At 45.5% G+C, this 14244-nt stretch carries 16 protein-coding genes; 8 read left to right on the forward strand and 8 right to left on the reverse strand.

Annotated features, from left to right (window positions below):
- Window positions 1-10 precede the first annotated feature (10 nt).
- Window positions 11-730, forward strand: a complete 720-nt coding sequence (locus ACOSVP_RS01610; RefSeq protein WP_487345768.1) for a response regulator — start codon at window positions 11-13, stop codon at window positions 728-730.
- Between the two features lie 5 nt (window positions 731-735).
- Complete coding sequence (locus ACOSVP_RS01615; protein ID WP_487345769.1) at window positions 736-2226, forward strand: ATP-binding protein; 1491 nt, start codon at window positions 736-738, stop codon at window positions 2224-2226.
- A 27-nt stretch (window positions 2227-2253) separates the two neighbouring features.
- On the opposite strand, the gene ACOSVP_RS01620 is transcribed toward ACOSVP_RS01615, so the two are convergent.
- Both ACOSVP_RS01620 and argF read right to left on the reverse strand, forming a co-directional pair.
- Window positions 2254-3180 carry a LysR family transcriptional regulator gene (locus tag ACOSVP_RS01620; RefSeq protein ID WP_487345770.1) on the reverse strand — a complete coding sequence of 309 codons (927 nt, stop codon included), beginning with the start codon at window positions 3178-3180 and terminating at the stop codon, window positions 2254-2256.
- Window positions 3181-3272: 92 nt separating this feature from the next.
- Window positions 3273-4178, reverse strand: coding sequence for an ornithine carbamoyltransferase (gene argF / locus ACOSVP_RS01625; protein ID WP_487345771.1), 906 nt, complete (start codon window positions 4176-4178; stop codon window positions 3273-3275).
- A gap of 242 nt (window positions 4179-4420) precedes the next feature.
- Here argF and grxD point away from each other — a divergent pair, with 242 nt between their 5' ends.
- Entirely contained in the window at window positions 4421-4756 is a 336-nt protein-coding gene (gene grxD, locus ACOSVP_RS01630) for a Grx4 family monothiol glutaredoxin (protein WP_487345772.1), read from the forward strand.
- Between the two features lie 63 nt (window positions 4757-4819).
- On the opposite strand, the gene gloA2 is transcribed toward grxD, so the two are convergent.
- The 3 genes from gloA2 to ACOSVP_RS01645 form a co-directional block, all read right to left on the reverse strand.
- Window positions 4820-5236, reverse strand: coding sequence for an SMU1112c/YaeR family gloxylase I-like metalloprotein (gloA2, locus tag ACOSVP_RS01635; RefSeq protein ID WP_487345773.1), 417 nt, complete (start codon window positions 5234-5236; stop codon window positions 4820-4822).
- Window positions 5226-6182 (reverse strand): LysR family transcriptional regulator, encoded by a 957-nt coding sequence (locus tag ACOSVP_RS01640; protein ID WP_487345774.1) that lies wholly within the window; start codon window positions 6180-6182, stop codon window positions 5226-5228. Before ACOSVP_RS01640 ends, gloA2 begins: the two co-directional genes overlap by 11 nt.
- Window positions 6183-6327: 145 nt before the next feature.
- A complete protein-coding gene (locus ACOSVP_RS01645) occupies window positions 6328-7338 on the reverse strand; it encodes a 2-hydroxyacid dehydrogenase (RefSeq protein WP_487345775.1) in 1011 nt (336 codons plus the stop codon).
- A 341-nt stretch (window positions 7339-7679) separates the two neighbouring features.
- Here ACOSVP_RS01645 and ACOSVP_RS01650 point away from each other — a divergent pair, with 341 nt between their 5' ends.
- Window positions 7680-7889, forward strand: coding sequence for a cold-shock protein (locus ACOSVP_RS01650; protein ID WP_055462030.1), 210 nt, complete (start codon window positions 7680-7682; stop codon window positions 7887-7889).
- 73 nt (window positions 7890-7962) lie between these two features.
- On the opposite strand, the gene ACOSVP_RS01655 is transcribed toward ACOSVP_RS01650, so the two are convergent.
- The gene (locus ACOSVP_RS01655; RefSeq protein WP_487345776.1) at window positions 7963-8721 is read right to left on the reverse strand and encodes a sulfite exporter TauE/SafE family protein; all 759 of its coding nucleotides are present in this window, start codon (window positions 8719-8721) and stop codon (window positions 7963-7965) included.
- Window positions 8722-9206: 485 nt separating this feature from the next.
- On the opposite strand from ACOSVP_RS01655, the gene ACOSVP_RS01660 reads away from it, so the two are divergent.
- The 3 genes from ACOSVP_RS01660 (at window position 9207) to ACOSVP_RS01670 (ending at window position 11725) form a co-directional block, all read left to right on the forward strand.
- On the forward strand, window positions 9207-10139 hold the full coding sequence (locus tag ACOSVP_RS01660; RefSeq protein ID WP_487345777.1) for a porin: 933 nt from the start codon (window positions 9207-9209) through the stop codon (window positions 10137-10139).
- Window positions 10140-10372: 233 nt separating this feature from the next.
- Window positions 10373-11014: a cupin domain-containing protein gene (locus ACOSVP_RS01665; RefSeq protein ID WP_487345778.1), complete on the forward strand. Its 642-nt coding sequence runs from the start codon at window positions 10373-10375 to the stop codon at window positions 11012-11014.
- 9 nt (window positions 11015-11023) lie between these two features.
- Window positions 11024-11725, forward strand: coding sequence for a fumarylacetoacetate hydrolase family protein (locus tag ACOSVP_RS01670; protein WP_487345779.1), 702 nt, complete (start codon window positions 11024-11026; stop codon window positions 11723-11725).
- Here ACOSVP_RS01670 and ACOSVP_RS01675 read toward each other — a convergent pair.
- Both ACOSVP_RS01675 and ACOSVP_RS01680 read right to left on the reverse strand, forming a co-directional pair.
- On the reverse strand, window positions 11722-12198 hold the full coding sequence (locus ACOSVP_RS01675; RefSeq protein ID WP_487345780.1) for a DTW domain-containing protein: 477 nt from the start codon (window positions 12196-12198) through the stop codon (window positions 11722-11724). The genes ACOSVP_RS01670 and ACOSVP_RS01675 overlap by 4 nt on opposite strands.
- Before the next feature lie 98 nt (window positions 12199-12296).
- Entirely contained in the window at window positions 12297-13508 is a 1212-nt protein-coding gene (locus ACOSVP_RS01680) for an ammonium transporter (protein WP_487345781.1), read from the reverse strand.
- Between the two features lie 470 nt (window positions 13509-13978).
- Between ACOSVP_RS01680 and ACOSVP_RS01685 the strand changes: the two genes are divergently transcribed.
- Complete coding sequence (locus tag ACOSVP_RS01685) at window positions 13979-14191, forward strand: cold-shock protein (protein ID WP_055462037.1); 213 nt, start codon at window positions 13979-13981, stop codon at window positions 14189-14191.
- Window positions 14192-14244 lie beyond the last annotated feature (53 nt).

Here is a 14244-nt window from a genome sequence, read left to right on the forward strand (position 1 = left end):
AGGATGGACTATGAGCGCGAATGAACCCCAATCAATCTTGATTGTTGAAGACGATGAGCGCCTTGCTACGCTGACTCAAGAATACCTACAAAAGAATGGCTTTAAAGTCTCTGTTGAACCGGATGGCCGTAATGCCATTGCTCGCATTGTCGATGAACAGCCATCGTTGGTGATTCTGGATTTAATGCTTCCCGGTGCGGATGGTTTTACTGTATGTCGTAGTGTACGCAATGATTACCGAGGTCCAATCCTAATGCTGACGGCGCGTAGTGACGATGTCGATCAGATTCTAGGGCTTGAAATCGGTGCTGATGATTACGTGTCTAAACCTGCGAAACCTCGTGTTCTGCTTGCGCGAGTTCAATCGTTATTACGTCGTAGCACACAAGACGTTGACTTGAATGTTGTCGCTACTGAAGCGGAACAGACGCTTGAGTTCGGTAGTTTGGTGATCGACAACTCGCGTCGTGAAGCGTGGCGTGAAGGTGAGGAAATCGAACTGACCAGTGCTGAATTCGACCTGCTGTGGTTGCTAGCCAGCAACTCTGGTCGTATTTTGAGTCGTGAAGAAATCTTCGGTGAGCTACGTGGTATCGAATACGATGGCCAAGATCGTTCGGTCGATGTACGAATTTCCCGTATCCGCTCAAAAATTGGCGATGACCCAATTCATCCTCGCCGTATCAAAACGATTCGAAGTAAAGGTTACTTGTTCGTTAAAGAGGTTTAGATAGTATGCGAAGCGATATGTGGCGCCTCTATCGGCATGTTTTGATTGGGGGCATCATCATATCGCTTGGGTGTTATGGTGCTATCGAATGGATGCAACAGCGCTACTACAGCCATCAGCATGAAAAACTTTGGCTGATCGATGCTGAGCTCTCGTCTCAGCTTTATCAGCACTCTCATTTCTCTCTCGAAGAGCTCAATGCCTTCTCTGTTTACGCTTGGGATAACACCTCCAATCAAGCGATCTCTGCTAGCACTCCGATTGATATTCACTACAGCGATATTGCACAGGTGAGCATGTCTGCGGATGGGCAAATATTGTTGTCTGGGACTTTGCGTGAAAAACGCAAAGAGTCTGTGCTAATGCTGATGCGGCATTTCCTTAAGTCGAGTGTTTCGACCAATGAAAAACTCATTATATTGAAATCTCTAGACGCTATCTCGTTGCAGTCGGTGGAGAGTAAAGCATGGCCCGAAGTGGACTTGTACCTGAAGCATATTTCGCCAGATCTGCTCGAAGTGCAATGGCAGCCAGAGGACAGTCATCAAGCTTGGATTTTACAAGTGCAAGTGGGGTCACCGGTGCCTATTAGTCTGGCGGTTCTACTGGTGATTTTGCTGGCGATTTCAGCATTATTAGTCCTAGTCTGGATTGAGTTCTTAGGGCTGGATCGTAAACGCGCTCACTTTGAAACGGTCACGCGCCAAATTGCTCGGGGTCGAGGCACCTTACCCCAAGGGGTGGTGGACAGTTCTGGCACGCTAAAAGAGTTGGCGTATTCCTTTGATTCCATGTCGACGCATATTCAACGCTTGCTGAAAGTTCAGCGGGAAATGATTAACGCCATTTCCCATGAATTGAGAACGCCGATCGCACGTCTGCGCTTTGGTCTAGAAGTGTTAAAAGACGATGTAGATGATCAGTTAGAACAGTCGATTACGGCCTTGGAGTTTGATGTTGAGGAGCTGAATACGCTGGTTGATGAGGTGCTCACCTACGGTAAGTTAGAAGAAGGTACCTTAGCGCTGAACTTTGAAAAAACCAGTATCCAGCAGATTCTTGATAGCATCGTCGATCACAATCATGCCTTGCTCAAAAAATTTGATGTCCGTATTACGGTAGATGGGGATGAGCTTGTTAACGCTGATGCCCACCATTTGCATCGTGCACTGCAAAACTTGATTCTGAACGCGTCTAAGTACGCCAACTCTTCCATTGCTATTACCTTTACGGCAGATGAAGAGCGTTGGCAGGTCGATATTGAAGACGATGGCCCTGGCATTCCGGTTGCGGATCGAGATAAAGTCTTTATTCCGTTTCAACGTTTAGATAACTCGCGCACCCGAGCATCGGGAGGCTACGGCCTAGGGTTGGCCATCGTGCAGCGCATTGCCTTTTGGCATGGCGGCGCAGTGTTGATTGACTCCAGTGAATTGGGTGGTGCCAAGTTTAGCTTTATCTGGTCTCGAAGCCAGCACCAAAACAGTTTGAGCTAGTGCTGGCTGTGTTCTTTAAGCTAAGGATTAAAGATCGGGTGCTAAAATACCGCGAAGGTTTTTAAAGCAGGTCTTTGAAGCGGTGGTAATCAAATCGTCCATGTAAGCATTCTCTCGTTGATCCTTGCGGATCGCGAGATACAGCTTACACCAGACGCCTTCCTCTCCCAAGGATTTGGTGATGGCATATTGGCGGTTGGTGTATTCCGTTAAGGCCCAATTCGGCAAACAGCAAACGCCGCGGCCACTCGCCACCAATTGCATCATCATCAAGGTCAATTCACTGTGGCGAATCTTTGCTGGCGTGATACCCGCAGGCGTTAGGAAATGTTTGAAAATGTCTAAACGCTCTGATTCAACCGGGTAGGTAATCAAGGTTTCATTTTTAAAGTCTTCTGGTACCAGATAGTCTTTTTTCGCCAACGGATGATGACGAGATAACGCTACTTGAGACTCATATTGGAACAGCGGAATGTATTCAATATTGGGTAAGTCTTGTGGGTCAGAGGTGACTACCAAATCCAAATCACCACGAGCTAAGGCCGGTAACGGCATAAAGCTAAAAGCGGTCGATAGATCGAGTTCAACATCAGGCCAATGTTCACGGAAGTGATCGATGGTTGGCATCAGCCATTCGTAACAACTGTGGCATTCAATGGCAATGTGTAAGCGACCACTTTCGCCTTCGGCAAAACGTTGAATATCACGTTGTGCAGAACGAAAGGCCATTAACACGTCATCCGCTAATTGTAGTAATCGCAAGCCTGCGCTGGTGAAGCGTACTGGTTTGGTCTTACGGATAAACAAAGGGCAACCCAGTTTTTCTTCTAGGTCTTTTAATTGGTGGGAAAGTGCGGACTGAGTCAGGTGTACTCGTTCAGCCGCTTCAACTAGGCTTCCAGTTTCTCTTAATGCGGTCAGGGTTTTTAGATGCCTAACTTCAATAATGCTCATAATAATCTCGAGTTTTTGAGTTTTATTCAGCTCATAACGTATAAAAAAGGCCCGTGCTAGATCACTCTAACCACGAGCCTTACGAGATTGTCTTAGTTACGGATCAAAAATTCAAGTAATGCTTTCTGAGCGTGCAGGCGGTTTTCCGCTTCGTCCCAAACCACTGAGTCTGGGTGGTCAATCACTTCAGCGGTCACTTCTTCACCGCGGTGAGCTGGCAAGCAATGCATAAATAAGGCATCAGCTTTGGCTAGCGACATCAGCTCTTTGTTGACTTGGAAACCATCGAAGTCACGTAGACGTTGTTCTTGCTCGTCTTCTTGACCCATAGAGGCAAACACATCAGTTACCACTAGGTCGGCATCTTGAACGGCTTCTTTGACATTGTTCGTGACGGTCACACAATGTTGATTTTCAGACAATATCTGTTTATTTGGCTCGTAGCCTTGTGGACAAGCCACAACTAGGTGGAAGCCTAGAAGGTCGGCGGCATTCATGTAGGAATGGCACATGTTGTTGCCATCACCAACCCAAACCACGCGTTTGCCTTCAATTGAACCGCGGTGCTCAAGGTAAGTCTGCATATCTGCCAGTAGCTGACATGGGTGGTAATCATCGGTCAGGGCGTTGATTACTGGCACGCGAGAGTTGGCTGCAAAGGTTTCTACCATGGCATGGTCAAAGGTACGGATCATCACCGCATCTACCATGCTAGAAATAACACGTGCGCTGTCTTCAACAGGTTCACCACGACCTAATTGGGTGTCGCGTGGTGATAGAAATAGAGCGTGTCCGCCAAATTGCGCCATACCTGCTTCAAAAGAGACTCGGGTTCGAGTTGAGGATTTTTCAAAAATCATCGCTAGAACTTTGTTCTTTAAAGGCTGGTATTGCGTACCTTCACGGTGCATTTTTTTTAGCTCAATGGCACGTGAAAGTAGTTGCTTTAGCTCGTCAGACGAAAGGTCTTTCAGAGTCAAAAAATGTCTCGGCGACACGATATTGCTCCTGTCAAAATATAACCAATAATATAAGGAATCCGCCAATTTAATACACGGGTCGCCTCTAGTAAAGAGCGGGTCGCATATATTGAAGTGCCTTTCGCTGAAAAAAGCGGATTGATCAAGGGTTTTCCCCGTTTGAGGGTTGTAAAAAAAATAAACATCCCCATACTTCCAGAAAATGAATCCCTACACGCCACAGCCATAGTGGCCGAATAGAATAATGAGGTTTAGCGATCGTGAGCAACACTATTGAGACTATCCAAGAGCAAATTAACAACAACCCAATTTTGCTTTACATGAAAGGCACACCACGTATGCCTCAGTGCGGTTTCTCTGCACAAACTGTACAAGCATTGATGGCATGTGGTGAGCGTTTTGCGTTCGTTAACATTCTTGAAAACCCAGATATCCGCGCAGAGCTACCAAAATACGCAAACTGGCCGACTTTCCCACAACTATGGGTAAACGGTGAGCTTGTTGGCGGCTGTGATATCGTGGTTGAAATGGCGCAAAACGGTGAGCTACAAACATTGATCACTGAAGCGGCAGCAGCGACGAAAGACGCTGAGTAATTCCTTGCTTTGATTAGCAAAATAAAAAACGCGCTTCGGCGCGTTTTTTATTTTAAAGGGCTTTTATAGCTCATATAACTCAAGGGGCAAGCCATCTGGATCGGCAAAGAAGGTAAAGCGCTTTCCGGTCAATTCATCTAGGCGGATGTCTTCTACCGCAATTTTCTGACGCTTTAAATACTTCACGGCTTGATCCAATTCCTGTGTCGCAAAAGCTAGGTGACGTAAGCCTTGTGCTTCAGGATAAGAGGGACGCTTAGGGGATTCAGGGAATGAAAACAGCTCAAGTTGGGTGTTGTCATTTACCTTTAAATCCAATTTGTAAGAGTCCCGTTCAGCACGATAGGTTTCTCGTAACACTGTTAAGCCGAGTAATTCTGTATAGAACGCTTTTGAACGAGGGTAATCCGAACAAATAATTGCCACATGATGCACGTTCTGAATCTTAAGCGGATTGGCTTCGTTTGGTTTAGCGCACATAGCTTTGTGATTTTAGCTCGTTGGCCAATTCAATCACCTGCTTTCTGAACCAAATATGGCTGGCGTCGTGATGCAGTAACGGACTCCAAATCATCTTCAGCTCAATCGGTGGAATCGCAAACGGTGGCTCAAGGATCACCAAGTCTGGGTTGTTACGGTTAATCAGAGCGACTTTTCTTGGCAGTGTAGCAATCAAATCCTGTTCTAACGCCAAGTGCATGGCCGTGTGGTAACTTCGAGTGAAAACTCGAATGCTACGTTTACGACCTTGACGTTGAAGTGCTTCGTCCACCCAGCCCAGTTTTTGCACATCGGTCGGGTCCATGCCCACGCCCACACCGAAACCAGTTTTACTCACCCAAATATGCTGTGCTTCTAAATAGGTTTCCAAGGTGAAATTCTGTGCCACAGGGTTATCGGCTGCCATCATGCAAACAAAAGTATCTAGCCAGACGCTTTTCTCATGAAAGGACTGAGGTAGTTCTTCAAAGCGGTTAATCGCCATATCGATCTTGCCCGCTTCCACATCATGGAAGGTCACGTCACTTGGGGTCATGATATCGATGGTAATGCCCGGCGCGTTTTCACGAAGACGGTTGAGTAGACGTGGGATCACTGTAGAGGCAGCGTAATCACTGGCCATGATGCGAAATACACGCGTTGATGTCTTTTCGTTGAAGTCTGCTTCTGGCTGTAAGGCTTCTTCTAGCTCCAACAGCACTTTTCGCACAATAGGTTGTAGACGCAAGGCTTTTTCGGTCGGTTTCATGCCTTCGCTGGTGCGCACTAGCAGAGGATCATTGAGCAGATCCCGCAAGCGTTTTAATCCGTTACTCATAGCAGGCTGAGTGATGTTCAACTTGTTGGCTGAGCGGGTTACGTTGCACTCGCGCAGTAACACATCTAAGTAAATGAGCAGATTAAGATCGATCTTATTTATATTCATTTGTCTTATGCTGATCGGAAAATTAATAATTGATGTGATTGATTGTATTCCAGTCAACTGAAAGTACAACCCTTTTTCTCGGGAAGGTTTTGCGGCTTAAATCAACAAGCCTAGCCAAAATAGGCTTGTTGATTGCGAGGTAGCGTTAATATTGGTTTTTGCTGGTTAGCTCACGCTTAAAGGTGGCTGGGTCTTGGTTCAATTGTTCTAAATTCGCGAGGGTAGTGTCTGCGATATGGCGCAGGGCAATATCCGTGAAATAGCCTTGATGTCCAGTGACCACCACATTCGGGAAGGTGAGCAACAACTGGAAAACACTGTCGTAAATAATATGAGACGACATATCCTCGAAGAAGATCTTACCTTCCTGCTCATAAACATCTAATCCTAGATAGCCGATCTTGCCACTGTATAAACCATCGATGGCTTCTTGAGCATTCACTAGGGCACCACGACTGGTATTGATGATCATCACGCCGTCTTTCATCTTATTAATAGAAGACTTATTGATAAGGTGATGAGTGGAGGCATTTAGAGGGCAGTGCAGGCTGATAATATCGCTGTCCCCGTAGAGGGTTTCTAGGTCGACGTATTCTGCGCCTAACGCCAGTAAGCGTTCATTCTCGAACAAGTCGTAGCACAAAACTTTGCAGCCAAAACCATTCATGATGCGACAAAAGGCCTCACCGATTCGCCCTGTACCAATACAGCCAACTGTTTTGCCTTCTAGGTTAAAGCCCATTAGTCCCTCTAGAGCAAAGTTACCTTCTTTGACGCGATGGTAAGCGCGATGGGTTTTACGGTTTAGCGCCATAATTAGCGCAACGGCATGCTCGGCAACAGATGTAGGGCTGTAGTCGGGGACATGAAACACGGGGATGGAGAAGGCTTTAGCACAGAAAAGATCAACATTGTTATAGCCAGCACAGCGCATAGCGATGGCTTTGATACCGTACTCCGCTAACTGTTCAATGACTGGTCGGCTTAAGTCGTCATTAACAAAGCAAGAAACGGCATCATAGCCTTGGGCTAGGGAGACGGTCTCAAGGCTTAGGCGGCTTTCAAAGTAGACCAGCTCGATATCCGAAGCGGTTGCGCTGGCTTCATCAAGCGTTCGTTTATCATAGGGTTTGCAAGAGAAAACAGCGACTTTCATAAAGCCCTCCTAAGAGCGTTGGAAGAAACTAATTCTAGGTAGATTTTTGCAAATTGTGACAATCAATTTCTAGCCTGTTGATTTGCCTCAAATAGTGGCCAGATCTAGTGAAAAGTCCTACTTTTATAAAGTTACAAAAAATATGTGGATTTCGTTGACCTCGTTCATAAAACAATTCTACAATCGAGATGTTTAAATAATTGGCGCTATTTATGTACAGTGTCGCTTGCGACCAAATACGGTTTTGTCCTGTTTTGTCATAAGTAATACCGAGTTTTTTAAGCACTACCGGTTGCAGCAATGTGACCACTATAAAACTTATTTCAAACAGGAATATCATCATGTCAGACGTAGTTACTGGTACAGTTAAATTCTTCAACGAAACTAAAGGTTTCGGTTTCATCACTCAAGAGTCTGGTCCAGACGTGTTCGTACACTTCTCTGCAATCGACGTACCAGGCTTCAAAACTCTAGCTGAAGGCCAAAAAGTTGAGTTCCAAGTAGCTCAAGGCAAAAAAGGCCCAGAAGCTCAAAACGTTAAGCCTCTATAATTTTAGAGCAACCGTTTTAAGTAAAAAAGGCAGCCATTTGGCTGCCTTTTTTGTTGCTCGAAATTTGAGTGAATTAGCTCAAAAGTGCTGCTGTGCTGCCTACCAGTGTCATGACAAACAAGAACCATTTTAAGTGCTGTGGCTTGGCCTTGATGGCAAATTTCACTGCCACCATAGAACCTAACATGGTGCCACAGGCCAGTGTTAAGCCTGGAATCCACCAAACCTGATCGTTCCAAATAAACACCAGCAAGGCTAAGAAGGTGAAGCAAATGGTACAGACCATTTTTAATGCATTGGTTCTGACCAGATCATAACGGAGCGTACCAGCCAAAGCGGCAATCAATACAAAACCTACACCCGCTTGAACAAAACCTCCATAAATGCCTGCCGCAAAGAGCGCGAGCCAAGCGCTAGGACGCTCGGTGACTTTAAATGGAATGGTGCCTTCAGGTGGTGCAACGATACTTGGCTTAACCAGCATGACAACGGTCATACTGATCATGGCGGTGAGCAGTAAGGGCTTTAGCAAAGCTTCTGGCGCAAAAGAAGCACACAACCCGCCAACAAGTCCCCCTAATAGCGTGGGGATCAAGATAGGGATAAAGTCGGATTGATCGACTTTACCTGCTTTATGAAAGCCTTTTACACCCACCAAACCCTGTAATAAAACTCCAACACGGTTCGTGGCATTGGCAACATCGGCTGGCATGCCCATGACCATTAATGCGGGTAGGGTTAGATTCGAGCCGCCACCGGCCAGTGTGTTGATAATGCCTGCTAAGAATCCTGTCGCAATTAATAGTGCGCTGTAAGCTAAATCTAATTCCAAAGTTTATCCTCCGATTTTTGTGGCAAGAGTAACAAAGTAGAGAAAATGCGTCCTATTTTTTAGCAGAGAAAGTGTAAAAAAAAAGCTTGCGTGTTTTTTGAGCAATTTGTCTGTAGCGGGTGTTAGTGAGCAAAAACTGCATTATCTAAAACCAAAAATTATTTAAGATATTTTTTAAAGGTTATTTCTGTTATTTAACATCCTTTTTATTTTCTTAAAAATATAAGAGAAAAGTGATATTGATAAATATTATTGTCACAATGCATTTTAAGTGACTGAAAAATAAAGATATTTTTTTGTTTCTATGAAATTTCAATATGAAATTTTTGAAAATATGGATGCAAAAAGAACGCATGGTGAATAGAGGGTGCAAATATGTTGCGTCGTATTGATTAAATGTGGACGAATATTAGAGTGTCGGTAAGTGGCTTGCACAGTTCGAGCGCTGAACATAATAAGTGAATCAACAGAAAGGAAACCGATTTATGAAAAAGACTCTTGTAGCTATCGCAGTTTCAAGTGCGGCGTTGACTTCAGTATCTGCATTCGCAGCTGATGAAACAGTTAACTTCGATGTATACGGTAACATTCAGCTAGTTTACGTAGACTCTGATGCTAGTGATTCTCAAATCACTGACAACGGTTCTACTTTTGGCTTCCAAGGCAGCACAGCGATCAACGACGATCTAACTGGCTTCTTCAAGTACGAGCTTGAAATGGATGCTGATGACAAACGTAAAAACGGTGATTACAGCGTAGATCTTGACCAAGCATACGTTGGTCTTCAAGGTTCTTTCGGTAAAGTTCAAGTAGGTTCTTTCGACACTATCTACAACAACGCGATCCAAGATACTTACGACCAATTCGAATGGTTGGGCGTTCACATGGCGCAAGACAGTGAAGAAGGCGACACTATCGCTTACTACTCTCCATCTTTCGGTGGTCTAGAGTTCCAAGTTGCAGCGCAGTTCAAAGGTAAAGACGACGAAACTCTAGATGCGGCTAACCAAGACGGTACAGCAGTTTCTGCAGTTGTTAAGTACTCTGTAGATGCTCTAGCAATCGCTGCTGCTTACGATGACGCGTCAAACAAAACTGTTCGTGACAACGCTGACTCAGCGACTTACGGTCTAAACGTTACTTTCCAAGCTACTCCTGCTCTTTCTGTTGGCGTTCAGTACGAGAAAGAAGAAGACATCGCTGATGCATACGGTCTAGCGGCTCGTTTCAACTACGGTGCGGGTGATGTTTACACGACTATCCAAACTATTGACCTAGAAAGCGGCGACGACTACGACGGTTACGGTGTAGGTGCGACTTACAACCTAGCGTCTAACATGTACGTATACGCTGAATACGGTCAAACTGGCTCTGATGAGCACAAAGAAACTGCAGTAGGTGCTACTTACCTATTCTAATCCCTAGCTATTTAGCGGATTACTTTTACTCTAAGGCTCCTTGCGGGGAGCCTTATGTTAAATGTGATCATTCAAGGTTCCATACGTCCTTTTTCGTTCGGAGATAGACTGACTGGAACATTTAGGCATTAGGTCTTTGACCTAGTGCCTTTTTTTTGTGTGGAAATATTTGCTTCGAGGCTTAATCACTGGATAGACTAAGTAGATCATTATTTGAGCAAGCAGAAACGCCCATGTTGAATATGGATTTTAGCGTTGCCGTGATACGTAACCTAGATAAGTTGGAATGGCTGCCGAGTCCAATGCCTGGGGTGGAGCGTAAGCCACTCGCGCGAGAAGATGCTGAACGTGGCCATGCCACCAGTATCGTGCGTTATGCGCCGGGGTCTGTGTTCAGGGCGCACCCTCATCCACTAGGTGAGGAGATTCTGGTACTGGAAGGTGTGTTTTGTGATGAAACCGGTAGCTATCCTGCTGGCACCTACTTTCGAAATCCACCAGGTTCTAGTCATGCGCCTTTTAGCCCAGATGGCTGTGTGCTGTTTGTTAAATTGCATCAATTTGCACCACTGGACAGTGAGCAGGTTTTGGTGACTGCTGAAGTGCTACAGAATTTACCTTTTAATCGGCCTCACTTATTGCATGAGTACCGAACCGAGCAAGTCTATTTACTGCGCTTAAAGGAAGCTTCCGATTTTTCTGAGTTGTTTGACATTGAGACAGGGGCATTTGAACTCTTGGTGGTGCAAGGTAAGGTGAGTTATCAAGAAATGGACTTGCCTGTGTTGAGTTGGTTGCGTACACCTTCACTTATCTCAAGTCAGCTTAAGGCTAAAGAAAATAGCGTACTATGGCTTAAATTTGGACATTTTTAAGGAACAGAGATGACGCAGTATTTAATCACTCCAGAGCCCGAGGTGGTTCTACCAATTGTTGGTATGGATCAATTGTTTCCTGTGCGACGTATCTTTTGTGTCGGACGTAACTATGCGGAGCATGCGCGTGAGATGGGGGATGACCCGAGTCGCGATTTGCCGTTTTTCTTCTGTAAAGATCGTACCTGTGTGCAGTGGTTGAATCCCACTCAAGACAATAGCTTAGAGTATCCTGAAGCTACTGAGCAGTTTGAATACGAAGTGGAGCTAGTAGTGGCTCTGACCAGTGGTGGTCGTAATTTAACTCTTGAGGAGGCGGATGCTTCTATATTTGGCTACAGTCTGGGATTAGATATGACGCGCCGAGATTTGCAAAGCCAAGCGAAGCAGAAAGGTCGCCCTTGGGAGGCGGGGAAAGCGTTTGAAGCGAGTGCGCCAATGACCTCGATTGTGCCACGAAATGGCGCGGCTTTATTGCAGCAAGGTCGTATTGAATTATCGGTCAATGGTGAAGTGAAGCAGAGTAGCGATTTGTCTCATCTCACTTGGGATATTGCCGAAGTGGTGGTGAAATTGTCGGAACTGTTTGAACTTCATCCTGGTGATTTAATCATGACAGGCACCCCTGAAAATGTCGGGCCTGTGGTGGTGGGTGATCGAATCACTGCTGTGTTGGAAGACGTGGCTGAACTTGAATTAGTGGTGGTTTAGAGTTGCTGGTTAAAGGCTAAAAAAGCCATTTCCAATTGCTCAGCTTCAAGCTTTAAGCCCTGTTTTCTGAGTAGATAAATGGCGGATTCTGCGGTGCAGAGTCCGCTTTTTTGTTGGTTTCTACGACGTAGATATTGCGAACTTTCGCCCTCGATTTCATAGGTCTGAAATGGGTGTAAATAGGGGCTGCGGTTATACATTTTTCGCGCCTGCTGCCAGGTGCCATCGAGGATAATAAAATGCTCTGCGTGCTCTGCACCAAGCGTGAACTTGAGCGTCTCAGTCTCTTTATCTTCCATAGCAGGATAAATAACTAGAGTTTTATCGACAGGAAGGTTAAGCAATTCTTGTGCGGGCTCTGTTCGTTGCCAAACAATCACAGAGCATAGTTGTGCTAACTGCTTGCTAATCAGTTGGCCAGTGCCATTCACTTTTTTTAATTCCTCTGAATGTGTCAGTAGCCAAATATGCATGAATTACAGTGCCGCCCAGTAAAAAAAGCTGATTCTATCAAAAAATAAAAAGGGGCGCTGTCTGCGCCCCTTGGTAATCTGGATTAGTGAGAAAAAAATTACTCTTTACCGATCGAGCCAATTTTATGAATGCTTAAATCGGCACCGTTAAATTCATCTTCTTCACTCAGGCGAAGCCCCGAAATGGTTTTTGTCGCACCGTAGACAATAAAGCCACCCAGTAATGCAATGGCAATACCCGCCAAGGTGCCGATCAGCTGAGCGGTGAAGCTCACGCCGCCCAATCCACCCAGTGATGTGCTGCCAAAGATACCTGCAGCAATACCGCCCCAAGCGCCACAGATACCGTGTAGTGGCCATACGCCTAGTACGTCATCTACTGAATGTAGCTTTTGTTGGATCCAAGTAAATAGGACCGTGAATAGCGCACCAGCAATCGCGCCGGTTACAAGAGCACCGATCGGATGCATGATATCTGAGCCAGCGCAGACTGCCACCAAGCCTGCTAGCGGGCCGTTATGAATAAAGCCTGGGTCATTCTTACCAATCAGCATGGAAGTAATAACGCCGCCGACCATCGCCATTAGCGAGTTCACCGCCACAAGACCACTGATACCATCTAGGGTCTGTGCTGACATGACGTTAAAGCCAAACCAGCCAATACAAAGAATCCATGCGCCCAGCGCAAGGAAGGGGATGTTAGAAGGAGCGAAGGCCACTAGTCGGCCTTGGCGGAAGCGACCATTACGAGTACCCAATAAGATAATGGCCGCTAGAGCGACCCAGCCACCGACGCCATGAACCACTACTGAGCCAGCGAAGTCATGGAAGCCTGCGCCAAAGCTGCTTTCCAGCCACGCTTGGAAGCCGTAATTACCATTCCAGATAATGCCCTCAAAGAAGGGATAAACCACACCGACAATCATGGCTGCTGAAATCAGCATGGGGTAGAACTTAGCGCGTTCCGCTACACCGCCCGAAATAATGGCTGGAATCGCAGCAGCAAAGGTCATCAGGAAGAAGAACTTTACCAAGGCGTAACCGTTATTCTCGGATAATACTTCGGCACTATCGAAGAAGGTCACACCGTAGGCGATTTGATAACCGACAAAGAAATATACTAGTGCTGAAATGGCGAAGTCCGTCATGATTTTCACCAAGGCGTTTACTTGGTTTTTATGGCGTACGGTACCGACTTCTAAAAATGCAAAGCCTGCATGCATTGCGAAAACCATGATGGCGCCGAGTAAAATAAATAAGGTATTTGAGCTAGAAACCAAAGTCTCTACTGCACTATTAATGTGATCCACATGCACTCCTAAGTAGGTGTCTATGCACCGGTTTGGTGAACTTTTTTTTGATTTGCCATTTTATGGGGCGTAAATGGCGCTTTTTGAGGTGTCCATTCCTCGGCGTGAACCAGACTAAGCAATAAATGTGCCTATTGTGCTTTTGTTTGGTGCTTTGATTTTTGGCTTGCCCTTAAATGGTGTGGGCGAGAAATGAGCTCAATGAAGAACTGTCAAACTACTGTCATGGAAAAACATTAAACTGAGCTTTGATATTGTCGCCAAGTCAAAAAATGAATCTAGTGTGCATAATTTGTGTATGTATGGGGTTTATATTTTTTTCTACACGACATATTATCGAGAGGTCGCTGTTTAAAAATAACTCAAATGTAAAGGGATTTAGGCAGCACAAAGGAACAATGTCTTGCATTTCGCAAGATGGATGATGAATAAGCTACCGTTGCAGGGTAGTCAGCGTAAAAGAGGTTGTTATGTCAGATCAATTGGTTTCCGGTATCGTTAAATGGTTCAACGACGAGAAAGGTTTCGGTTTCATTGAACGCGATAGTGGTTCAGATGTTTTTGTTCACTACCGTGCTATCAACGGTACTGGTCGCCGTACTTTGCAAGAAGGGCAAAAAGTTACGTTTGAAGTAACTCAAGGCCAAAAAGGCCCTCAAGCTGAGAATGTCACGATTGTTTGATCTGGCATAAACGAAAAAAGCCAAGCAATATGCTTGGCTTTTTTATGTCTGCG

The sequence above is a fragment of the Marinomonas sp. HM11-D genome (genome assembly GCF_057626615.1).

Excerpts from the sequence above, each read along its gene's own strand:
- ACOSVP_RS01640 (WP_487345774.1), bottom strand. The coding sequence starts at position 6,182 with ATGAATATAAATAAGATCGATCTTAATCTGCTCATTTACTTAGATGTG.
- ACOSVP_RS01665 (WP_487345778.1), top strand. The coding sequence starts at position 10,373 with ATGTTGAATATGGATTTTAGCGTTGCCGTGATACGTAACCTAGATAAG.
- ACOSVP_RS01660 (WP_487345777.1), top strand. The coding sequence starts at position 9,207 with ATGAAAAAGACTCTTGTAGCTATCGCAGTTTCAAGTGCGGCGTTGACT.
- ACOSVP_RS01610 (WP_487345768.1), top strand. The coding sequence starts at position 11 with ATGAGCGCGAATGAACCCCAATCAATCTTGATTGTTGAAGACGATGAG.
- ACOSVP_RS01620 (WP_487345770.1), bottom strand. The coding sequence starts at position 3,180 with ATGAGCATTATTGAAGTTAGGCATCTAAAAACCCTGACCGCATTAAGA.
- ACOSVP_RS01675 (WP_487345780.1), bottom strand. The coding sequence starts at position 12,198 with ATGCATATTTGGCTACTGACACATTCAGAGGAATTAAAAAAAGTGAAT.
- ACOSVP_RS01685 (WP_055462037.1), top strand. The coding sequence starts at position 13,979 with ATGTCAGATCAATTGGTTTCCGGTATCGTTAAATGGTTCAACGACGAG.
- gloA2 (WP_487345773.1), bottom strand. The coding sequence starts at position 5,236 with ATGTGCGCTAAACCAAACGAAGCCAATCCGCTTAAGATTCAGAACGTG.
- ACOSVP_RS01615 (WP_487345769.1), top strand. The coding sequence starts at position 736 with ATGCGAAGCGATATGTGGCGCCTCTATCGGCATGTTTTGATTGGGGGC.
- ACOSVP_RS01645 (WP_487345775.1), bottom strand. The coding sequence starts at position 7,338 with ATGAAAGTCGCTGTTTTCTCTTGCAAACCCTATGATAAACGAACGCTT.
- ACOSVP_RS01670 (WP_487345779.1), top strand. The coding sequence starts at position 11,024 with ATGACGCAGTATTTAATCACTCCAGAGCCCGAGGTGGTTCTACCAATT.
- ACOSVP_RS01650 (WP_055462030.1), top strand. The coding sequence starts at position 7,680 with ATGTCAGACGTAGTTACTGGTACAGTTAAATTCTTCAACGAAACTAAA.